The 20,453-nt window shown below is 45.8% G+C and carries 20 protein-coding genes; 11 read left to right on the top strand and 9 right to left on the bottom strand.

All coding sequences use genetic code 11. From position 1 onward, the window contains the following. Positions 1–35 precede the first annotated feature (35 nt). The 4 genes from ACQY3H_RS04295 to ACQY3H_RS04310 are packed head-to-tail and all read right to left on the bottom strand — an operon-like array spanning position 36 to position 4,493. Positions 36–461, bottom strand: coding sequence for a GDYXXLXY domain-containing protein (locus tag ACQY3H_RS04295; protein ID WP_428075206.1), 426 nt, complete (start codon positions 459–461; stop codon positions 36–38). Continuing rightward, positions 458–1,435: a DUF2157 domain-containing protein gene (locus tag ACQY3H_RS04300; protein WP_428075208.1), complete on the bottom strand. Its 978-nt coding sequence runs from the start codon at positions 1,433–1,435 to the stop codon at positions 458–460. Before ACQY3H_RS04300 ends, ACQY3H_RS04295 begins: the two co-directional genes overlap by 4 nt. Positions 1,436–1,480: 45 nt before the next feature. Then, positions 1,481–2,941, bottom strand: coding sequence for a hypothetical protein (locus ACQY3H_RS04305; RefSeq protein WP_428075210.1), 1,461 nt, complete (start codon positions 2,939–2,941; stop codon positions 1,481–1,483). A gap of 16 nt (positions 2,942–2,957) precedes the next feature. Then, the gene (locus ACQY3H_RS04310; RefSeq protein ID WP_428075212.1) at positions 2,958–4,493 is read right to left on the bottom strand and encodes a hypothetical protein; all 1,536 of its coding nucleotides are present in this window, start codon (positions 4,491–4,493) and stop codon (positions 2,958–2,960) included. Between the two features lie 185 nt (positions 4,494–4,678). Here ACQY3H_RS04310 and ychF point away from each other — a divergent pair, with 185 nt between their 5' ends. The 5 genes from ychF to ACQY3H_RS04335 are packed head-to-tail and all read left to right on the top strand — an operon-like array spanning position 4,679 to position 10,272. Beyond that, on the top strand, positions 4,679–5,752 hold the full coding sequence (gene ychF, locus ACQY3H_RS04315) for a redox-regulated ATPase YchF (RefSeq protein ID WP_428075214.1): 1,074 nt from the start codon (positions 4,679–4,681) through the stop codon (positions 5,750–5,752). Further along, positions 5,745–6,965: a 23S rRNA (uracil(1939)-C(5))-methyltransferase RlmD gene (gene rlmD, locus ACQY3H_RS04320; RefSeq protein WP_428075216.1), complete on the top strand. Its 1,221-nt coding sequence runs from the start codon at positions 5,745–5,747 to the stop codon at positions 6,963–6,965. Before ychF ends, rlmD begins: the two co-directional genes overlap by 8 nt. Before the next feature lie 8 nt (positions 6,966–6,973). Then, on the top strand, positions 6,974–7,504 hold the full coding sequence (locus ACQY3H_RS04325) for an RDD family protein (protein WP_428075218.1): 531 nt from the start codon (positions 6,974–6,976) through the stop codon (positions 7,502–7,504). A gap of 3 nt (positions 7,505–7,507) precedes the next feature. Next, the gene (locus ACQY3H_RS04330) at positions 7,508–7,828 is read left to right on the top strand and encodes a TfoX/Sxy family protein (RefSeq protein WP_428075220.1); all 321 of its coding nucleotides are present in this window, start codon (positions 7,508–7,510) and stop codon (positions 7,826–7,828) included. Continuing rightward, positions 7,825–10,272: an ATP-dependent helicase gene (locus ACQY3H_RS04335; protein WP_428075222.1), complete on the top strand. Its 2,448-nt coding sequence runs from the start codon at positions 7,825–7,827 to the stop codon at positions 10,270–10,272. Before ACQY3H_RS04330 ends, ACQY3H_RS04335 begins: the two co-directional genes overlap by 4 nt. Positions 10,273–10,307: 35 nt before the next feature. On the opposite strand, the gene ACQY3H_RS04340 is transcribed toward ACQY3H_RS04335, so the two are convergent. Next, entirely contained in the window at positions 10,308–10,439 is a 132-nt protein-coding gene (locus ACQY3H_RS04340) for a type IV pilin protein (RefSeq protein ID WP_428075260.1), read from the bottom strand. A gap of 44 nt (positions 10,440–10,483) precedes the next feature. Between ACQY3H_RS04340 and ACQY3H_RS04345 the strand changes: the two genes are divergently transcribed. The 6 genes from ACQY3H_RS04345 (at position 10,484) to ACQY3H_RS04370 (ending at position 16,478) form a co-directional block, all read left to right on the top strand. After that, a complete protein-coding gene (locus tag ACQY3H_RS04345; RefSeq protein ID WP_428075224.1) occupies positions 10,484–10,765 on the top strand; it encodes an Asp-tRNA(Asn)/Glu-tRNA(Gln) amidotransferase subunit GatC in 282 nt (93 codons plus the stop codon). Positions 10,766–10,769: 4 nt separating this feature from the next. After that, positions 10,770–12,182, top strand: a complete 1,413-nt coding sequence (gene gatA / locus ACQY3H_RS04350) for an Asp-tRNA(Asn)/Glu-tRNA(Gln) amidotransferase subunit GatA (RefSeq protein ID WP_428075262.1) — start codon at positions 10,770–10,772, stop codon at positions 12,180–12,182. Beyond that, complete coding sequence (locus tag ACQY3H_RS04355; RefSeq protein WP_428075226.1) at positions 12,179–12,664, top strand: NUDIX hydrolase; 486 nt, start codon at positions 12,179–12,181, stop codon at positions 12,662–12,664. The genes gatA and ACQY3H_RS04355 overlap by 4 nt, the downstream gene beginning before the upstream one ends. 116 nt (positions 12,665–12,780) lie before the next feature. Next, on the top strand, positions 12,781–13,821 hold the full coding sequence (pheS, locus tag ACQY3H_RS04360; protein ID WP_428075228.1) for a phenylalanine--tRNA ligase subunit alpha: 1,041 nt from the start codon (positions 12,781–12,783) through the stop codon (positions 13,819–13,821). Between the two features lie 10 nt (positions 13,822–13,831). Continuing rightward, positions 13,832–16,216: a phenylalanine--tRNA ligase subunit beta gene (pheT, locus tag ACQY3H_RS04365; protein WP_428075230.1), complete on the top strand. Its 2,385-nt coding sequence runs from the start codon at positions 13,832–13,834 to the stop codon at positions 16,214–16,216. A gap of 1 nt (position 16,217) precedes the next feature. Next, a complete protein-coding gene (locus tag ACQY3H_RS04370) occupies positions 16,218–16,478 on the top strand; it encodes a hypothetical protein (RefSeq protein WP_428075232.1) in 261 nt (86 codons plus the stop codon). 57 nt (positions 16,479–16,535) lie between these two features. On the opposite strand, the gene ACQY3H_RS04375 is transcribed toward ACQY3H_RS04370, so the two are convergent. The 4 genes from ACQY3H_RS04375 to ACQY3H_RS04390 all read right to left on the bottom strand — a co-directional run bounded on the left by ACQY3H_RS04375 (position 16,536) and on the right by ACQY3H_RS04390 (position 20,453). Beyond that, positions 16,536–17,084 carry a type IV pilin protein gene (locus ACQY3H_RS04375; RefSeq protein ID WP_428075234.1) on the bottom strand — a complete coding sequence of 183 codons (549 nt, stop codon included), beginning with the start codon at positions 17,082–17,084 and terminating at the stop codon, positions 16,536–16,538. A gap of 131 nt (positions 17,085–17,215) precedes the next feature. After that, a complete protein-coding gene (locus tag ACQY3H_RS04380) occupies positions 17,216–18,601 on the bottom strand; it encodes a peptide MFS transporter (RefSeq protein WP_428075236.1) in 1,386 nt (461 codons plus the stop codon). A 92-nt stretch (positions 18,602–18,693) separates the two neighbouring features. Next, positions 18,694–19,005, bottom strand: coding sequence for a hypothetical protein (locus ACQY3H_RS04385; protein WP_428075238.1), 312 nt, complete (start codon positions 19,003–19,005; stop codon positions 18,694–18,696). Further along, the gene (locus tag ACQY3H_RS04390; RefSeq protein WP_428075240.1) at positions 19,002–20,453 is read right to left on the bottom strand and encodes a RelA/SpoT family protein; all 1,452 of its coding nucleotides are present in this window, start codon (positions 20,451–20,453) and stop codon (positions 19,002–19,004) included. The genes ACQY3H_RS04385 and ACQY3H_RS04390 overlap by 4 nt, the downstream gene beginning before the upstream one ends.

Raw genomic sequence — 20,453 nt, forward strand, 5'->3', positions numbered from 1 at the left:
AGCAAATTAATAGCCAAAGAATAAAACCTTATCGGCTATTTGATGGCAGCTTTCCACGCGCGGCCGTTGATTAACATTTCTTTCGCAAGCGGCTTATGTCCCGGCCGGTAAGAATATATGATTTCGAAAACGGTATCGGTGGAATTGCGTTTGCGAAACAGATCATCCAATTCTTTAGCGTATTGTTCCGGTATATAAAACCGGCATTGGCGGCCCCAACGTGCCTGATGACAGAATTTTTCCTTGGGGCAAATGCTGTCCGGGAATTGGTCGCAATCGGTTTTTGCCCAATCAATTTGGTAAGCAATGTAATGCCCGGAAAGTAAATCGCGCGGGTCGTAGCCTCTGACGGCTACTTTTACTTCCGTTCCTTGGTTGCGTGAAACGGTTAGAAAAATTGTCCACCCTATCAAACAAATAAGCGGTAAGAAAAATACCGCAAGCAACAGGCGTTTTTTCATTGGAAGGCCTCCATGCTTTTAATATAACGCGTGGTTCTGCGTAATACATAAATCAACCCCAGTACGAGAAGCCCGCCTATAATAAATCCGAAACCGGACGCTAATAAATTGCCAAAGCGCGAGGCAAAAATACCGAATACATACACTTCCGCTAATATCGCATTGCGCTTAAAGGAGATGCGGTTTTGGGTTTGTACCGCCAGATACATGCGCGCGCCTAAAAAAGCAAATACAATTAAATAGGCGAAGCATTGCAAGAAAAATGTATTTTCCCACCGTATCATTCCCCAACGGATGCCTACAAAAGCAACCGTCGCATAGGTACACCACATCATGACTTTTTCAAAGGCCGCCGCCAAACGCGTGTAAACGGATAGTTTTTCGTTGGCTTTTCCGCCGGCGTAACTGAGGAGCCATAACCCGGCGATAAGTGCTAAGGCCGTAGCGTCCAAATGTTTGCCTAAATATTCAAAAAGCGATTCTAGCCACTTCCCTTTTAATACACCGCTTAAAAGAAGAATCCACCAACTCATTCCTATAAACAGCACCCGGCTTGCCCATACATATACCAGCCCCAACAATGACCAAAATACCGCAAACGATTGCCACCCGCCGTCTAATTGAAATACCTGGGCGATTAGCCCGATGGAAGCCCCCGACAACAGAAAAGCAATAACAATAAACAATTCTTTAAGCCCGCTGCGTTTTTGGCAGATGCTCCAATATACGGCGTAACTAAATCCGCCCAAGAGCAAAAAATCGCCCGTTAGTTTTACGGGAGCGCCCAGCGCATCCCAATTAGAGGCCACGATCAGGCAAATGCCCAGCCCGATTAAAAGCCCCGCAAAAATAAAAGCGGTTCCCCAAAAGGTGCGGTTACCGCGGGCACGTTCAAAAGCCAAAATTTGTTCGGCTTGCTGTTCGGAAAGAAATTTATTTTCTTGCCAAGTTTTAATTTTTTTTGCAATTGACATAACGTTCCTATAATCAACTTATTATATCAAATGCTTAAATGAATTTTACGGAGCGAACGGAATGGTGGGCGTCGGCTTGAGCATGGCGGGCATCTGCCGCTTAAGTTCTTCTGCATACGCCCGGCGCTGCGGAGTTTGTATTAAGGGTTGGTAAAAGTCTTTATCAAAACTGATGGCATAGCGGGTTTGTCGGTCCAATTCCTGTTTTAATTTGAATAATACAGGGCCGAACGTTGGATGGACCCGTAATATTTCCCCATTGTTATGTAACGGGACGGTGGTAGAGAAATGCTCTCCGTTGTCGTAGATATCAACTTCGGTGTAGGGTTGTTTGCTGAGCAATCTGTTTGCTACCGTCATGGAAATATGACTATGCCCGGCTACATTGGTGTGGATCAGCGAAAGAGATACAGCCCTGAGTTTTTGTTTGAAAAAATCCAAATGTATTGTATTTTTGTCATGAATTTGAATCTGCCATTCCGCTGCCGTAGGAAGCGGAAAATGGAAATCGGGCTCTTCCTCGGGCTTGGGGCGGCTGTTGCCTTTAACGCAGTAAATGTTCAGTTGTTCGTAGGCCTTGTCGTAGGTAAATACACGCCACCTGCCGGAACCGGCCGGACAGGGGGGCACGGCACTGCCGTCATTTATGTCCGTTACTATTTGGGTATCTTTGTCACGCCGAATTGCACGGGAATTTGAGGTGAAAAATAACGGCAAGACATTGTGAGAAATACTGAAGATTTTCCCGTTAAAAGATGATCCCTTGCTTTTGGTGCTTTTTTGATATTCCAATTTATCGGTACATAAACTTTTCCACCCATAAATGGCCCGGCTGGGGAATTTGCCGTTCTTTTGGAATAAACGTAAATCAACCAAATTGATAAATCCGTCAGCGTCGTCGCAAGTAAATTCCTGGTGGAAACTGTCGTTTGGCAACGAGTACATAACACTATACTCGGTTTTGTTGACGCTGCCGTAATACTGTTGGCTGGCATTGTGGGCTTCGGGGTATTGGTCGGCTAATCCGTAAAAGTGGCCGATTTCGTGTAAAGAGATTTCATCAAACTTGTGTCGGCAAGCGGGATTGATGGAAATGACATGCGGATAGGAAGAAGTATGTGTCCCGCAGGCGTCATAGCCCAGGTCCTCTCTGGCAAAATCAGATTCTTTTCCGATATTAAAGATGACATCGGCCTGTTGGGAAGTTGTTTCTTCTAATTTCACCGGCCGTTGCAACAACGGTAAAATATCGCTAAATTCGTTTTTGCGGTCCTGGGGAATCGTCTGCCAGGTTTTTTTCGGCCAAGCACGTAAATTATTTAAGAACAACGTTCGTTCTTGGGGGGTAATGTCCGACTCAATCGCATAACGGATAGGCCGCCCGGATAAAAAAATATCAATACCATAAGAATGGTTTTGTTCGGCATTTTTCAATACGGCATACGGCTCACTTTGTGCTGTCAATGTGCCGATAAATAATAATATTATTCCGCAAAACCATTTCATAACTATTACTCCATATTTATTTATGTTTGGATAGTTTCTTTTGTAAAGCACGGTTTACCTGTTGCCATTTGGCCAGGCCGAAAGCCGGCTTGTAAAAGTTTTCGTAAAAACTCCATGCGTATGGGACAACTTGATCATACGCGGTTTTGGCTTCCATTAACACGGAGCGGTGATTAGGTAAAATATGTGCGCCGAGTAACTGACGTTTGAAATCGTTGGCTGTTAAAAAGTAGTTCAGTGTTTGATTTCCTTCTACTTCGGCTATATAATTGAATTTAGAGACCGGGCGTGATAAACGAAGCCCATGATGTTCAAATTCGTTGCCGACAGGTATCATATCGCCGCCCGATACGGAAAATTCGGTCGCGTGATTTTTATCAAACTGAATGACTACGTTATAAGAATTATCGCTTAACGGAAATTCTTTGCGCCAGTAGGGTATTTTCCCCGCAACGGGCACGGGCACAAACAATATCCAGTCGTTGTCTTTTACTATAGGAACGGAATAATTTTTCTTCGTGGAAGCACATTGAATATGAATTTCCTGAATTAATGCATCCTTTTTTACATATTCAAATGTCCGCACCGACTTCTTGCCCATGAACGGACACATGGGTGATGATACGCCGGACTCAATACGGGAAATTCGGCCCTGCTTATCGCGGGTAATCTGATCTCCTTTGTTCACGGCAAACAACGAAAAGGGGTTGCTGTCTATAAAGAAAGTATACTCTGTTCTAATGGGGTTACCTTTTTTATCGTATTCTGTGGATATCTGCGTGTTATCATTGAGTTCCACGGAGTCGAAAGACTCGCTACGGTTCGTAGTTTTGGCTTCTTGGTAGAAATTTTTTGTTTTCTTACACAAACTCCACCAACCGTCACTGGCCCGCTTGGAAAACTGACCTGTGTTTTGACTGATACGTAAATCAATTAAGTTAATCAAGCCGTCATAATCGTCACAAGTAAGGGTGTCGGCGTCATTCATAATACTGCCTTCGATAAAGTTGGCTTTGCTCGAATAGATTCTGCTGGAATTATGACGCGCGTTCGCATATTGGTCACCAAGTCCGTAATAATGCCCTATCTCATGCGTGAGAACAGAGGCGGCTTGCTGGCGGAATTCTTGCACAAGGGCAATTTGGTTGGTCGTTGAAGAAAAACAGCCCATGGCGACTTTGCTGCACAAACTGTTGTTTTTGTCTATAAAGAAATAGATGTCGGCATGCTCCTCGTCGGTTTTAATAAGCGTTACCCCACGTTGCAAAAGATCGGTAATATCCTTAAACTCATTGGCGCGTCCCAATTGCTGGATAGCCCGTAATGTCTTTTTCGGCCAGAGATGAAAACCATTGATAAAAGTTCGTTCTTCCTGCGGGGTAACATCGGCAGAAACAGCATAATAAATCGGTTCATTAGCCAACAGTTTATCCACGCCGTACGAACGACCGTCCACGGCTTCCTCAAGCACGCCCCACGGCACTGCATGACTTAACATAGGCGCGCTTACACACAAAATTCCTATTAAAAATAAGTAAAAAATACGTTGCATATGTTTTCCCCTAATACTAAGTATAAATAGTATAAGGAAAAAGCATATAATCGTCAAGGGACAAAGGGCCTAACCCGATATGGGCCCCCGAATTATGTATCCTGTCGGGACAAAATGCTAAAATATTTATTAAAGGGAACATCCTTTCGGGTGTTTCGGCATTTTTTTCTTCAAGGAGTATTTTCATGGAAATCGGTATCGTCGGACTACCTAACGTCGGCAAATCTACTTTATTTAACGCACTTACGTGTGCGGGAGCGGAAGCAAGCAATTATCCGTTTTGCACTATTGAACCCAACGTCGGCATTGTGCCGATACCGGATAAACGGTTGGATAAACTCTTTGACATGTTTAAGCCACCTAAGAAAACCGCCGCGTTTATCAAGTTTGTAGATATTGCGGGTATTGTTAAAGGGGCCAGCCAAGGCGAAGGACTCGGCAATAAATTTTTAGCCAACATCCGCGAAGTGGACGCCATTATTCACGTGGTGCGGTTATTTGAAGACGAAAATGTCACCCACGTGATGAATTCCGTAGATCCTTTGCGCGATATTGAAGTGATTAACACCGAGTTAATGCTGGCCGATTTGGAAAGTGCCACTAAAATCTGCGACCGTTTGGCCAGTAACGCTAAATCGGGCAAGAAAGATGCCGTGGCTGCCTTTGAGCGGATGAAAGAAATTAAAGCCGCGTTGGAAAACGGTAAGCCGGTTTCGTCTTTAGGTTTAGAGCCGGAAGAATTAAAAGAGTATCAATTTTTAACTTCCAAACCCGTTTTGTATGTGGGCAATAACAGCGAAAAACGCAACGCGGAAAATGCCGCCAAAGTAGCCGCATACGCTAAAGAAAACGGGGCGGGATTTGTGGAACTTTGCGTAAAATTTGAAGCCGATATCGCCGAGTTTAGCGAAGAAGAAAAACATGCTTTCTTGGCCGAAACGGGTAGCGATTACACCGGGCTTGAAAAAGTGGTGCGCGAGGGGATGAAGTTATTAAATCTCTGCACGTATTTTACCGCCGGGCCGGAAGTGGAAGTGCGCAGTTGGTTAATTCCCGTAGGGTGTACGGCTCCGCAAGCCGCCGGCAAAATTCACAGCGATTTTGAAAAAGGTTTTATCCGCGCCGACGTCTATACGTTTGACGATTTAGTCAAATACGGTGATGAAAAAACCTTGCGCGAACATGGGCTAATCCGCAGCGAAGGAAAAGACTATATTGTAAAGGACGGCGACGTTTGCCTGTTTAAGATCAATGCCTAATCCGACTTGCAAACATTTCGGCGTGTGCGGCGGGTGCGCGCTACTTAATTTATCCTACGACGAGCAAGTGGCTCAAAAACAAGCCAAATTGCAAGAAACTTTGCGCGAATTTTGGCCGCACGAAATTTCCGTTACCAAAACGGACGAGCCGTTTTATTTTAGAAATAAAGTAGAGTTGGGTTTTTGCCACCAAGTCAAATGGCGCGAAGATTACAATAAAAAAGATCCTGCCAACAAAACCCGCCCGCTGGAGTTTGAACAGGCTCTCGGCTTTAAGTATAAAGGACGTTTTGATAGAGCCGTAGAAATTAGCGAGTGCCTTTTATTTAGCCGGCAATTAGTGCCGCTTTTGGATGCCTTGCGCGTGTGGGCCGCCGCCGAAAATTTACCGTATTACGATACGCGCAAACATACAGGCGTCTTGCGCCACCTTTTGGTGCGTGAAGGCAAAAATACCGGCGAGCAAATTGTCGTTTTATTTGTAACGGATGATTTTAACGAAAAAACGTTTGTGTCCGCGGTGGAGTCCGTGTTGCCAAACGCCAACATTATGGCCGCGGTAAATACGGGGTTGGCCGACACTGCCGCGCCGGAAAGTTTGCGTGTGTTAAAAGGCAAAGACCATATTTTTGAAAAGATTATTTTAACGGGCGAAAACGGCACGCAAGAGCGCGAAGTTTTATTCAAACTTTCTCCGCAGTCGTTCTTTCAAACCAATACCAAAACGGCGCAAAAAATGTATTCCGTCGTGCGCGGGTTCGTTAAAAAACTCGCCCCGAAGAAAATTTACGACTTATACGGCGGCGCGGGGAGTTTTTCTTTGTCTTGTGCCGACTTGTGTGAAAAGTCAATTTGCGTGGAAAGTGTCGCGCCTGCTATTTACAACGGCATTGAAAACGCCAAACTAAACGGCGTGAAAAATGTGCAATTTTTCTGCGCCAAAGTGGAAGATTTTGTTAAACAACAACCGATTGAAAAGAAAGACGCCTTGATTATTCTGGATCCGCCGCGCGGCGGTATGCACCCCAAAGCCGCCAAGGCGGTAGCGGAGTCGGGCGTGGAAAATGTGCTTTATATTTCGTGCAACCCGGTTACGCTGGCTAACGATCTGAAAATTCTCACGCAGCATTATGAAATTCTACACGTGGAAGCGTTTGACTTCTTCCCGCACAGCGAGCACATTGAAACGTTTGTGCAGTTGAAATTAAAATAGGGGTAAATATGAAACGTATTTCAGCAACAAAAAAAATATCTTGGTGGCGCGTGTTGCTAGCCTATTTGTTGGATACATTTATGATATTTCTGTCTTCGCTGATTGTTATATTTAGTTGGGGAATGTTTTGTATGCAGTGGGGGATAGAAGTCCACAGTACGGATATGTTTATCGGTAAGTGCTTTTGGCGAGGATTGGGCGTATGGTTGGCTTTAGGATATTTTGGCTGGTATGAAAAAAAACACGCTACTTCTATTGGTAAAAGTGCGGTTGATCTAAAAATCGTTGCCGCTAAAACTAACCGGTGGAATGTCTTTGGGGCGTATCTGATAGATTTTATTTTAATGGCTTTATTTTGTGCCGCTTGTGTGATGTTCCGTTTCGTCCAACCGGGAGACGGCCTATGGTTTTTAGCGTGGAGTACCCCTTTTGTCTATTTTACTTTGACGGAAGGAATTACCGGTTCTTCCGTCGGTAAAAAATTATTTAGGATACGAGTTCGTAACGAAAGGATCTCTCGTAAATCACGCAAGAACTAATGTATGGCAACCGGTAAAGAGTTTGTAGATTTTATTTTAGACCAACTGTCCGGCTTGCCGGGAGTGCGTACGCGCGCCATGATGGGCGAGTATGTGTTGTATTATCAAGAAAAAGTAGTCGGTGGGTTGTATGATAACCGCTTACTCGTTAAGCCGGTTTCATCGGCCCTTGCGTTGGTAAAAAACCCGGTGTTAGAGCCGCCTTATCCGGGGGCGAAACCGTTACTGCTTATAGAAAATGTAGAGGACCGGAAATTTTTAACAGATATAGTCAAAACAGTTGCCGCGCAATTACCCGCGCCAAAACCTAAAAAATCAAAATGACCTTACAAGACGCTCTAAATTCGCTTAACCCCCAGCAACTTTCCGCCGTTAATTATGACGGCGGGCCGTGCCTGATTGTGGCCGGGGCCGGAACGGGAAAAACAAAAACGTTAACCACCAAAATCGCCAAACTGATTGCGGATGGGTATAACCCCTCGCGCATTTTAGCGGTTACATTTACGAACAAAGCCGCCGGAGAAATGCGGGAGCGTGTAGAGCAACTTGTTCCCGGTAATGCCCGGCGTGTGTGGATACATACATTTCACTCTTTTGGGGTGCGGCTCTTACGTCAACACGCAGAAACGTTGGGTTTGTCAAAAGATTTTGCTATTTACGATGAAAACGACCAAAAAAAGGTAGTTACTTTACTGCTTGAGCAAATGGGCGTTAAAGAGCCTAAAAAAGAAGTGGGGCAGATTGTCAGTGCGATTTCCCGCGCTAAAGACGATATGATTTCGTCCGATATGTTCATGCAATCGGCTACTGCGTCCGGGTTAGACGGTAAAATCCGCGCCGCGGAAATTTACCGCCGCTACGAGCAAAAATTAAAAGAAGCGGGCGCGTTAGATTTTGGCGATCTTTTAGTAAAAACGGCCGTTTTATTGCGCGATCATGAAGATATCCGTACATACTATCAATCTTTCTTTCAATATGTTTTAGTGGACGAATATCAGGATACGAACCGTACCCAATACTTAATTACCAAAATGCTCGCGGCGCAACACCGCAAATTGTGTGTAGTGGGCGACCCGGACCAGAGTATTTATTCGTGGCGTGGTGCGAACATCCGCAACATTTTGGACTTTGAAAAAGATTTCAAGGACGCTAAAATCATCACGCTGGAGCAAAATTACCGCTCTACCAAAGTTATTTTGGATGCGTCAAATAAACTGATTTGCAAAAATAAACAACGCAAAGAGAAAAACCTCTTTACCGAAAAAGACGCCGGCGACCCGATTGAAGTGCGCCAATTAGAAAGCGAAGGGCGCGAAGCGCGTTGGGTTAGTCAAAATATTAAGTCGCTCGTGGAAGTGGAAGGGGAAAGCCTAAAAGATATTGCTGTTTTCTATCGCACCAACGCACAGAGCCGCAGTTTTGAAGACTCGTTTAGACGTTATCAAATTCCGTATCGTTTAATCGGTACGGTGCGCTTTTATGACCGTAAAGAAATTAAGGATATGATGTGCTATGCGCGTATTTTAGTTACGCCGCAAGATGACGTCAGTTTGCTTCGTATTATCAATACTCCCACGCGAGGTCTTGGTAAAACGGCGCAAGAGCGGTTGGTGGCTCACGCGCAGGAAAAACAGATTTCTTTGTACGATGCGCTTAAAAATGCGGCCTATGTACCGGGGTTGAGTTCGGCGGCTGTCAAAGCATCTATCAAATTCGCGCAACTGTTTGAAAAGTGGCGTAGCGAAATGCTTTTTACAACGCCTACCGATATTTTCCAAAAAATTTTGGCCGAATCGGGCTATATGGATAGTGTCAAAGCCGATATGGAAAAAGACCCGGAAGCCGAGAGCCGTTTGCAAAACTTGGACGCTTTAATCAACGCCGTTAAAGAATATGAAGAACGGTGCGAAAAAGGCGAAAAGCAACCTTCCGTAGCCGATTTTTTACAGGAAATTTCACTTTTGTCCGGCGATGATGATTCGCAAGCCGGCGAGGGCGGAGCGGTAACTTTGATGACCGTGCACCTGGCTAAAGGGCTTGAGTTTGAGGATGTGTTTGTAACGGGTTTAGAAGAAAATCTTTTCCCCATCGGGCGCGATAATGACGATGAATTGGAAGAAGAACGCCGCCTTTGCTACGTGGCGATGACGCGCGCGCGCAAGCGGTTGTTTTTAACGTACGCCCAAACGCGTCGTAAATTCGGGCAACTGCAGGAAAATTTACCGTCGCGCTTTTTGTTTGAAAGCGGTTTGTTAGACGAAAACGAAGTGGAAGAAACCGCGCCGCGCGCACGTTTTGCGTGGGGTGGAAATTCGTCTTATTCCGGCGGTAATTACGAACGCTTTAGAGAGCGAAAACGCCAATACGGCGGTTTTGAGGGCGCAGTACATAAGAGCCGTTTCCAAAAACGCTATGATGAGGACGGCTATGAAATTCAAGAAGATGACAATTTAGATTATACGTCCTATTCCTATCCGCAGACGCCAGGCGTCGGCTCGCTATACGCCAAACCGCAAAAGCCGTCTAATTCTTCCGGCTATAAATTGTCCGATCCGCGCCGTATTTTAGGTGAGCCGCCCGCTCCCAAACCGGCTGAAAAAAACGCGGACGGAGTTGCGGTGGGCGGCATGGTAAAGCATGGTGTTTTCGGGCAAGGCAAAATTGTGCAGATTGCGGGCAGCGGCGAAAGTGCCAAAATTACGGTAGTATTTGGTAACGGAACCCGCCGGACATTTATGCTCAAATTTGCGCCGTTAGAAATTTTATAGAAAGTGATTTCCCCGCGGGTGTAGACTTATCTTAGTTATTCCAAAATACATGGCTTCTTTTGGGTTATAGTGCCGTCGGCTAAAATGCCGATAATTAACACAACGACTAATAATTCTATCAACGTGAAACCGATTAGATTATTTTTTCCATCGGTTGCTCCTTGTATAAGGTTGTCTTATTATATAAAATAAATTTTAAGGAGCCTTTTTTATGGAAATTACAAAAAAAGATGTAGAATTGGCGGGCAAACTCGCCAATATGCGTATTAACGAAGAAGAAACCGCTTTGTATGAAGCCCAATTAAAAGCGTTGTTTAATTGGGTGCAAGAATTATCCGCTATCAATACAGATGGCGTGAAACTGACGAACGTCAATTTGGCCGCACATATCCGCCCCGACGTGCCGGTGGAAAACGAAGCGCTCGCGCAAGAATTGCGTAACGATTTTGCCGCCGAAGAAAACGGCTGTGCCAAAGTAAAAAAGGTGCTTTAATATGATGACGATTTCCCAAATTATTGAGTCCATTTCGTCCGGTAAAAAAACCGCCGAACAAATTACCCGCGAGTCGCTGGCCGTCATCGCCGATAAAAACCCTACCATTAACGCGTTTGTGGAAGTGTTTGAGCAAGACGCGCTCGCACAGGCCAAAGCAGTAGATGAAAAACGTGCGCGCGGGGAAAAATTAGGCCCGCTTGCCGGTGTCCCTGTGGCTATTAAAGATAACATTTTATACAAAGGTCACAAAGCCACCTGCTGTTCCAAAATGCTGGCTAATTATGTGGCGCCATATACTTCTACCGTCGTAGAAAAATTGCTGGCGGCCGATGCGGTCATTATCGGGCGAACCAATATGGACGAATTCGCTATGGGCAGCACGAACCAAACTTCGGCTTGGGGTATTGTGAAAAACCCGGTAGATATTGAGCGCGTCCCCGGCGGAAGTTCCGGCGGAAGTGCGGCTGCGGTAGCGGCGGGCATGGTGCCGTTAGCCCTCGGTACGGATACGGGCGGCTCTGTCAGACAACCGGCCAGTTTTTGCGGTATCGTCGGTGTAAAACCGGGGTACGGACGTATTTCGCGTTACGGAGTGATTGCGTTTGCTTCCAGCGCGGACCAAGTCGGCGTGCTCGCGGCAAACGTGCATGACGCCGCTTTGGGATTAGAAGTGTTATCCGGTAAAGACGAACACGATTCTACTTCGTTAGAAGCCCCCGTGCCTGCTTACACAAAACAATTCACGGCAGACTTAAAGGGGGTAAAAGTCGGTCTTCCCAAAGGATTTTTGGACGGGCTGTATGAAGATATCAAAGCGCGTATTGTGTTGGCTGCCGAACACGTTAAAAAATTAGGCGCAGAAGTGGTGGAAGTAGATGTGCCGTATGCTAAATACTCGGCGGCGTGTTATTACATTATTACCAGCGCGGAAGCCAGTTCCAATTTAGGACGCTTTGACGGTATCCGTTACGGATATTCGGCCCAAAACGCACCCGATTTAAATGCTTATTACCAAGATTCCCGCGCGGAGTTTGGTATAGAAGTTAAAAAACGCTTGATGATCGGTACGTTTGCGCTTACATCCAAACGCTATGAAGAATGTTTCTTAAAAGCGATGAAAGTGCGCGAACTCATCCGCGACGATTTCAAAAAAGTATTTGAAAAAGTAGATGTTTTGTTAACACCCACTTCGCCGATGACCGCATTTCGTATCGGCCAACACAAAGATAATCCGCTTGCGCTCTATCTGGCGGACTTATATACTTGCCCCGGCAATATCGGCGGCTTGGCCGGTATCAGCGTGCCATTTGGGTTAGATAAAAAAGGTCTTCCGGTAGGGGTACAATTCTACGGGCCGATTTTACAGGAAGAAAAAATCTTGAACGCAGCACATGCGTTGGAGCAAAGTTTATGATCGTTTCCGAATTTTCGTGCGGTGGCGTGGTCTTAGACGGGAAAAAAGTATTATTGGTCCAAGTCAAAAATATGAAAGGCAAAAAGATTTGGACGTTCCCCAAAGGCCATATTGAAGCGGGGGAAACACCCCGTCAAGCGGCACTGCGCGAAGTGTTGGAGGAAACAGGCTATCGTGCCAGTATTATTTACCCGATGATTCGCGTGCATTACGCATTTACGCTGCAGGGAAACTACATTAAAAAAATGGTGCAGTGGTATTTGATGAAAAAGTTGGGCCGCATCGGCAAACACGACGCCTCCGAAATTATTGCGATACGGTGGGTATCTTTGCCCAAAGCCCACGAACTGGTACAATATCCCAGCGATATCCGTTTGTTGGATATGCTGATGTCGTCTATGCATATCCGCCGTAAAGAGGAAGAAATGCCGGAAGATTCGGAAAACACGCAGTTATTGCGTGAGCACGGTGCTAAAGAATAAACGTTGCATTATTCTTATTTCAAAAAGTCCAACCGGTGCGGTTGGACTTTTTGTTGTCAGGCGGGGATTGTATCTCGCACTATACGCGCGCGTGCGTAAAATACTATAATATCATTATGACTATTGCCGAATTTCAAACCGCTTGCGACACTATTGCGCAAGAATATACTGATAAAATTGCCCACGCCGCCGATCTCGCCGCCGTGGAAGAACTGCGCGTAGCCTCTTTAGGGCGCAAAGGCGCGCTGACCGAACTACTCAAAAATCTCAAAGATTTTTCTATTGAAGATAAAAAAACAGCCGGGCCGCTCGGTAATGCCTTAAAGGCTAAACTAACCGCTGCGTTAGATGAAAAAACCGACTTGCTCGCCGCCAAAGAAATCAACGAAGAATTAAATAAAGTAGATTTGGATTTAACACTCCCCGGTTATCCCGTTGCAAAAGGCCATCGTCATCCGTTATCGGTGGCGCAAGACCGCATGACCGAAATTCTGTCGCAACTCGGTTTTGAATGGGCAGAAGGGCCGTGGGTGGAAGACGAAAAGCACAATTTTGATTTGTTAAATATTCCTTTGCACCATCCGGCGCGTGACGCACAAGATACTTTTTTTGTAGATAGCAAAATGCCGTTGGTGCTTCGTACGCATACGTCCAATGTGCAAAGCCGGTATATGGAAAAACACAAACCGCCGCTTCGCATCATGGCCCCGGGCCGCGTGTTCAGAAACGACAGTTTAGACGCTACCCACAGCCCCGTGTTCCACCAAATTGAAGGATTGTATGTGGATAAAAACGTTAGCATGGCCGACTTAAAAAGCGACTTAACTGCGTTTATGAAAGGGTTATTTGGGAACAAGGCCGAAATCCGTTTTCGCCCGTCATTTTTTCCGTTCACAGAGCCCAGCGTGGAAGTAGATGTTAAATGCGTATTTTGCCAAGGCAAAGGCTGTAACGTGTGCAAAGGCAGCGGATGGATTGAAATGCTCGGCGCGGGCGTAGTCCACCCTAACGTCTTAAAAAACTGTGGCATTGACCCGAATGAATTTAGCGGCTACGCGTTTGGTATGGGCGTGGAAAGATTAGCGATGATGATGCTGAATATCAAAGATATCCGCACTTTTTACGAGAACGATTTGCGCGTACTCAAACAATTTTAAGGAGTCTTTCATGAAAATTCTATACTCTTGGCTTAAAGATTTTATTGATCTGGATTTAACGCCCGAAGAACTGGCGCAAAAATTAACCGATTTGGGTATTGAAGTCGCTTCTATGGAAACGACCGGGGCCGATTTTGAAGGCGTGAATGTGGCCCAAATTACGCAGATTGAAAATCACCCCGATTCCGACCATTTACATTTAGTGACGTTAGATCTTGGCGGCGGAAAAACGCAACGCGTCGTGTGCGGTGCGCCGAATGTGGCCGTCGGGCAAAAAGTGCCTTTGGCGCGCGTAGGTGCACGGCTTGGCAAGAATGTGCTAAAGCCGGCAGTTATCCGCGGTGTACAATCGGAAGGAATGATTTGCTCGTCTGATGAACTCGGACTTACTAATACCCGTGCCCGCGGTATTATGGTGTTGGATGAAAACCTGCCGCTCGGCACAGATGTTTCGTCGTTATATGGCAAAGCCGATACGCTTTTTGATTTGGAAATTACCTCTAACCGTCCCGATTTGCTCTCGCATTTAGGTGTAGCCCGCGAACTCGGGGCTTTATTAAATAAGCCGGTCAAACTTCCGGAAATCAAAGATATTGCCGGGCAAGGCAAAGCGCTGGATATTGAAATTCAAAATCCGCAAGCCTGTACGCGCTATATCGGGCGCGTGATCCGCGGTGTAAAAAATACCGAGTCGCCCGAGTGGCTTAAAATGCGTCTTTCCGCCATGGGCTTAAACCCCAAAAACGCGCTCGTGGATATTACCAACTATGTGATGTTTGAACTCGGCCACCCGATGCACGCGTTTGATTTGCGTTTGGTAGAAGGCGGAAAAGTGATTGTACGCAACGCACAAGAAGGTGAAAAATTTACTATTTTAGACGGCAGAGAACTGACGTTAAATGCTAATTGTTTGTTAATTGCCGATACCAAAAAGGCCACCGCGCTTGCCGGTATTATGGGTGGGCTTAACAGCGGTATCCAAGAGGATACGACGGATATTTTTGTGGAAGCCGCCCACTTTGACGCGCCGACCATTAACAAAACCGTTAAGAAATTCGGCGTGTCGTCCGATTCGTCCCAACGCTTTGAACGCGGTACGGACGTAAATGGGGCGTTACTTGCCATGCGCCGCGCCAGTGAACTTTTTGTGCAACTTTGCGGCGGAACAGCCAGCGAAATTAATGACGTATATCCTACGCCGTATAAGAACCCGACGGTGGAATTTACGCCCGCGGAAATTAACAAAATTCTGGGTACGCAAATTTCCGAAGAACGGCTCAAAGAAATTTTCTCGCGCTTGGCGCTTGAGTTCCATGCGGACGGCGACAAATGGACGTTTGTAGCGCCTACGCACCGGCGCGACTTAAATCATAAGTGGGATCTTGCCGAAGAAGCCGCCCGCTTTGCCGGCTACGACCAAATCCCCGTGCATGCCTCGCGCGCGTTTGTAGCGTTTACCGATGCGCCCAAAGGGATTGAACTGGGCCGGCGGTTTGCCAAAACGCTTATCGGCCTTGGTTTCTGCGAGTGCAAAAACATTGATTTTGTGGGAGAAAAAGAATTAAAAGCGTTTGGGCAAAACCCGCAATTTTGCATTAAAATAAAAAACGCTTTGGCGCAAGGGTGGGACTATTTGCGCCCGGTGCTACTGCCCGCGTTACTGAAAAACGTAGAGAGTAATTTGCGTTTCGGTAACCGCAATTTGGCGTTATTTGAAACGACCAAAACTTTCCAAAACATCAAAGGTTTCCCGGTGGAAAATTACGGCGTAGCCGGAGTGTTATGCGGAACGTTGGAACAGGAAAAATTCTTCGGTATGTCCGAAAAACCCGTTGATTTTTACTTGTTAAAAGGGCTCATGCAGGCGGCATTCTCAAGCGTGGATGGTATTAGTTTTGCGGTGTCTAAAACGGTGCCGTGCTATATGCATCCCAAAATCTGCATGGATATCGTTTTGGGCGGAAAAGTAATCGGGCAATTCGGTAAACTCCACCCGCTTACGTTAAAAGCGTTTGGTATCAAAACCGCAGATGTGTGGGCGTTTGAATTTGCTACCAAACAAATTGAAAAAAGTTTTTCCGCGCAAGATTTCAAACCCGCCAAAGATGTAGCGGTATTCCCGCCGTCTTTGCGTGATTTGTCCGTAGTGGTGGATAAAACCGTCACGTACGCACAAATCGTATCTGCGTTGGATAAAACGCCGCTGGATGTTGATTTAGCGTATCATCTGATTGATAAATACGAAGGCGAACATTTGCCCGCAGGGAAAAAGAGTGTCACGTTCTCGCTCGCATTTTCCAATCCGGCGCGTACGCTTAAAGATAAAGAAACCGACGAGGCCTTTAACCGCATTGTAGAGCAGTTAAAAGCGGCTGTCGGCGCGGAATTACGCTAATATGCAAGAAAAATTAAAAGAGTTAGAATTGCTTGCTTCTCAACTACTTGCGCGCCAAAAAGACGCGCAAGCGCAAAACGCTGCCTTAAAACAACGGTTGCGTATCTTGGAAGAAAGCGTAGAAAAACTCAAAAAGACGGAAGCCGAATTGCGTGCGCTTAAAGAATGGAAAAAGAACACGCAAACGGTGTTGCGCCGTCTGGCTACGCGTGTGGATAAAGAATTGGAAAAAGCCAAACAAGAAGAAAATAAGATTGTGTAAAGGTATTTGGTACCAATTTTACATCCCTTTTATCGTGAGATAAAAGGGATGTTTCGTTTAAGGCATCGTGTACCAACGCAATTGGGGATTTCCCGCAATAAAAGAGCCCTTCATTATTTGGGTACAGTAAGAACCTGCTGTGCCGGAAAAACTGTAACCGCCGGAAATGCGCTCTACGCAAAGAGGCACTTCTTTAGGCAAAGAATGTTGGGCTGTTGATAAATAGATCATAAATCCGCATCCCGTATATTTACCGCTAATATGCCCGACCGAAACCCCCGGTTCTTGGCCCCCGGTGGCATTATACAACTGCAGACTCCATTCCCCGTTAGATTTGGCATCGCCGTCCACCGAAGAAGTCCATTTGGCTGTTCCCGTCCACGGGATATCTATACTTAATTCATCAATAGAAGTGGCATGTGTACCGTTGGCTAAATTATAAGCAGTGGCCGCATCATACGTAGATTTTAACAGTGTGAGTGCTTGCGCCGAGCGTGATTTTTCTACCGCTTTATTATACTGCGGCAACGCCACGCCGGCCAAAATACCGATAATTAAAACTACTACTAACAGTTCAATTAACGTAAATGCTTGGGTGTTTTTCATGTTGGATATCCTTTTTCGTAATTTTCTACGGATATTTTATTGTTTTTATAGGCTATTATCAAGGGGCGCTCTTTTATCAGGCGTAAAAAAAGGCCTTCTTTACGAAGGCCTTTTTTGTGTCTGAAAACTACTTAATGTACCCCATGCATCCAGTGTAAGATTTTGCGGGTCATTATCCACATAATCACACCAAATAGCATGGATCCGATGGCCGGCACAGAGAACAACGTGGCTAAACTCCACGATTCGTACTGGCTGGCGAGCATACCGGCTAAAATGTTACCGAAGAACGAACCCATTAACCATATACCCATAAACAAGGACATGAATTTAACAGGGGCCAGTTTGGTAACCATGGAAAGCCCCACCGGGCTTAAGCACAGTTCGCCCATCGTGCAGAACATGTACATAAAGATTAACCACAAGGCGCTGACCGGGCCGCTGGATTGATACAAGGAAGCGGCTACGGCGATAATCGCAAAAGCGATACCTTGTAAGAATAACCCCCAACCGAATTTTGTGGGGATGGACGGATCTTTAGAACCGAGTCTAATCCACAATTTAGCAAACAGCGGCGCAAACAGTACCACGAAGATCGGGTTAATGGCTTGGAAGTACGAGGCTTTCAACGTAATTTTCCCGATAAACGGCAACGTCGGCGTCAGGTTAGTGGCTTCGGCTGCAAAGAAGTTAAGCGAAGTGCCCGCTTGTTCAAAGAACGTAAAGAAGAATACCGCAAAGAACGTAAAGGTGAAAATCGCTTTGATTTTATCCCAATCTTCTTGCGAGAGCGGTTTTTCGGCTTCTTTGGCTTTGGCAATTTCGGTCGGGTCTTTAATGGCATCGGCTTTGGTAGCGGGTAACAACCCGATATGGCCCAAGTATTTGTTTTGAGAAAGTAAGTACCATACTAAACCAATAAGCATCCCGAATCCGGCAGCCATGAAACCATATTTCCATTTATAGGCTTCCAAGACGTTGTTTAAGTCGGTCGGCTCGCCGAAGAATCCGCAGATAAACGGTGCAAAGAATGCCCCAATGTTAATACCCATGTAGAAAATGGTAAAACCACCGTCACGGCGTACATCGTTAGGTTCATACAGTTCACCTACAATCGTAGAAATGTTCGGTTTGAAGAAACCGTTTCCGATAATAATAAGCGTAAGCCCCGTTCCCAAGGCAACAATCGGGTTAATGATTTCATAAGAGGCCAAGGTAAATTGACCCATCGCCATCAAAATGGCACCGATCGTAATGGAGTGGCGTTTGCCGATATAACGATCCGCTAGGTAGCCGCCAAGTACCGGCGTCAAATAAACTAGGGCCGTAAATATCCCATATACTCTGCTGGATGTAGCCTTGCTAAACCCAATTACGGTACTGATCATGAACAGCGACAAAAGCGCCCGCATACCGTAGTAGTTGAAACGTTCCCACATTTCCACCATGAAAAGCATATATAAGCCTTTCGGGTGGCCTGTTTTGGTTACGTTATGTTTTACTTCTTCGTCAGTCATTTTTCGTTTTCTTCTCCTTATATGAATAAAAAATAGAAATAAACAACTATCTTATATTTTACAAAATATATGGGGGTATCTGCCTGATTTTTTTAGAAACCGCCGCCGATAAGTAGTTGCGTGGCTTCTTGCGTGAGTTGGAAGATGCGGTAACAGGCTACTATAAAATAATAGCCTACGAGTCCCAAAATGATACTGTAAATGATTTTAGCGGTTAGCCCTAACCGTTTGGACATCCACACCAGCGGCAATACAAACGGCCCTAACACCAGCATCAATAAAATGATTCCGCTGTGTGAATACCAAAACCCATGGCCCGGCTTCAAACTGCGCCCGCAATGACGGCAATAATTGTCGGTTTCGTCCACGAGTAAGTGGCATGATTTGCAAGTAACCGGGTTCATAGTTTGATTCCTTTACTGCGTAAAAAACGTTTAATATGGCTGCGTGCGGCGGCAGTTTTGGCAAAGTTGAGCCAATCTTGTTTCGGCTCACCGTTTTTGCGCGTGATAATTTCGCACACGTCGCCCGTTTTGAACGTGTAGTCCATACGCACCATACGGTTATTGACTTTGGCCCCTACATAGTGGTTGCCGATATCGGTATGAATGGAATAGGCAAAATCAATAGGCGTAGAGCCGACCGGTAACGATTTGACGTCTGCCTGCGGAGTGAAAACGAAAATCTGTTGCAAGTTGACGTCGGTTTTGAAACCTTCCAAAAATTCGCGCGGGGCGGTTAAGTCTTGTTGCCACTCTATCCAGCGGCGTATCCAGTTAATTTTTTCATCAAAGTTTTTATCTTGCTTGGTGTTACCCATTTTATAGCGCCAATGCGCCGCGATACCATATTCACAGGTGCGGTGCATTTCTTCGGTACGGATTTGCAATTCAATAATATCCCCGTCGGGTGACACGACCGTTGTGTGGATACTTTGATACATATTGGCTTTGGGCGTGGCAATATAGTCGGTAAATGTACCGGCAATCGGCTTAAATACGCTATGCACAACGCCTAATGCGCGGTAGCAGTCTTGCACGGTTTTAGTAATGATACGTACACCTAACGAATCTTGAATTTCCGCAAACGATAAATGTTGGCTTTGCATTTTGCGATAAATAGAATAATAATTTTTCGCCCGTGCCAAAATGCGCGAGTTCAACTGCGCTTCTTTTAAGGCCGGCTCTAAATGGGCCTTAAAGTGTTCCAACGCGGCTTGCCGGTCGGCGGTGCGTGCTTCTACTTCTTTTTTCAAATTGGCATATTCGGTGGGGTGCAAATACTTAAACGATAAATCTTCCAAATCGGTTTTAATGGTGAACATCCCAAGCCGCTGGGCAAGCGGCGCATAGAGCGAAATAGTTTCGTAGGCTTTTAATTTTTGCCGCTCGGGGGGGAGCGCGTCTAACGTGCGCATGTTGTGGGTGCGGTCGGCGAGTTTAATTAAAATAACGCGCACATCTTCGGCTACCGCAATTAACATTTTGCGCCAATTTTCCACAGTTTCTTCGTCGGTGGACGAAAATTTTAAGTCGCTGATTTTCGTTACCCCTTGCACCATGTGGGCTACTTGCGGGTTAAATTCTTTGCGCAGATCGTCCAATGTAATAGAAGTATCTTCTACGGTATCGTGTAACAGCCCGGCGCAAATGGTATCTGCATCCAAATTGAAATCCATTAAGATGTTGGCCACATGCTGACAATGGATAAAATACGGTTCGCCCGTTTCCCGTTTTTGGTTGGCATGTGCTTTTTCGGCAAAGTGGTAGGCCTTCTCAATAAGGGACGTATCTTGAGTAGGGTTATACTCTTTGAATTTATGAAGTAACGCGGGTAAATCAGGTGCTTGCAT

The organism is Candidatus Avelusimicrobium luingense, from assembly GCF_902757105.1.
Taxonomy (GTDB): Bacteria; Elusimicrobiota; Elusimicrobia; order Elusimicrobiales; family Elusimicrobiaceae; genus Avelusimicrobium; species Avelusimicrobium luingense.

Coding starts and splice junctions, on each gene's coding strand:
- rlmD (WP_428075216.1), top strand. CDS start 5,745: ATGCCTAATCCGACTTGCAAACATTTCGGCGTGTGCGGCGGGTGCGCG.
- ACQY3H_RS04330 (WP_428075220.1), top strand. CDS start 7,508: ATGGCAACCGGTAAAGAGTTTGTAGATTTTATTTTAGACCAACTGTCC.
- pheS (WP_428075228.1), top strand. CDS start 12,781: ATGACTATTGCCGAATTTCAAACCGCTTGCGACACTATTGCGCAAGAA.
- ACQY3H_RS04385 (WP_428075238.1), bottom strand. CDS start 19,005: ATGAACCCGGTTACTTGCAAATCATGCCACTTACTCGTGGACGAAACC.
- ACQY3H_RS04300 (WP_428075208.1), bottom strand. CDS start 1,435: ATGTCAATTGCAAAAAAAATTAAAACTTGGCAAGAAAATAAATTTCTT.
- ACQY3H_RS04355 (WP_428075226.1), top strand. CDS start 12,179: ATGATCGTTTCCGAATTTTCGTGCGGTGGCGTGGTCTTAGACGGGAAA.
- gatA (WP_428075262.1), top strand. CDS start 10,770: ATGACGATTTCCCAAATTATTGAGTCCATTTCGTCCGGTAAAAAAACC.
- ACQY3H_RS04305 (WP_428075210.1), bottom strand. CDS start 2,941: ATGAAATGGTTTTGCGGAATAATATTATTATTTATCGGCACATTGACA.
- ACQY3H_RS04390 (WP_428075240.1), bottom strand. CDS start 20,453: ATGCAAGCACCTGATTTACCCGCGTTACTTCATAAATTCAAAGAGTAT.
- ACQY3H_RS04375 (WP_428075234.1), bottom strand. CDS start 17,084: ATGAAAAACACCCAAGCATTTACGTTAATTGAACTGTTAGTAGTAGTT.
- ACQY3H_RS04345 (WP_428075224.1), top strand. CDS start 10,484: ATGGAAATTACAAAAAAAGATGTAGAATTGGCGGGCAAACTCGCCAAT.
- ychF (WP_428075214.1), top strand. CDS start 4,679: ATGGAAATCGGTATCGTCGGACTACCTAACGTCGGCAAATCTACTTTA.
- pheT (WP_428075230.1), top strand. CDS start 13,832: ATGAAAATTCTATACTCTTGGCTTAAAGATTTTATTGATCTGGATTTA.
- ACQY3H_RS04370 (WP_428075232.1), top strand. CDS start 16,218: ATGCAAGAAAAATTAAAAGAGTTAGAATTGCTTGCTTCTCAACTACTT.
- ACQY3H_RS04335 (WP_428075222.1), top strand. CDS start 7,825: ATGACCTTACAAGACGCTCTAAATTCGCTTAACCCCCAGCAACTTTCC.
- ACQY3H_RS04380 (WP_428075236.1), bottom strand. CDS start 18,601: ATGACTGACGAAGAAGTAAAACATAACGTAACCAAAACAGGCCACCCG.
- ACQY3H_RS04325 (WP_428075218.1), top strand. CDS start 6,974: ATGAAACGTATTTCAGCAACAAAAAAAATATCTTGGTGGCGCGTGTTG.
- ACQY3H_RS04310 (WP_428075212.1), bottom strand. CDS start 4,493: ATGCAACGTATTTTTTACTTATTTTTAATAGGAATTTTGTGTGTAAGC.
- ACQY3H_RS04295 (WP_428075206.1), bottom strand. CDS start 461: ATGAAAAAACGCCTGTTGCTTGCGGTATTTTTCTTACCGCTTATTTGT.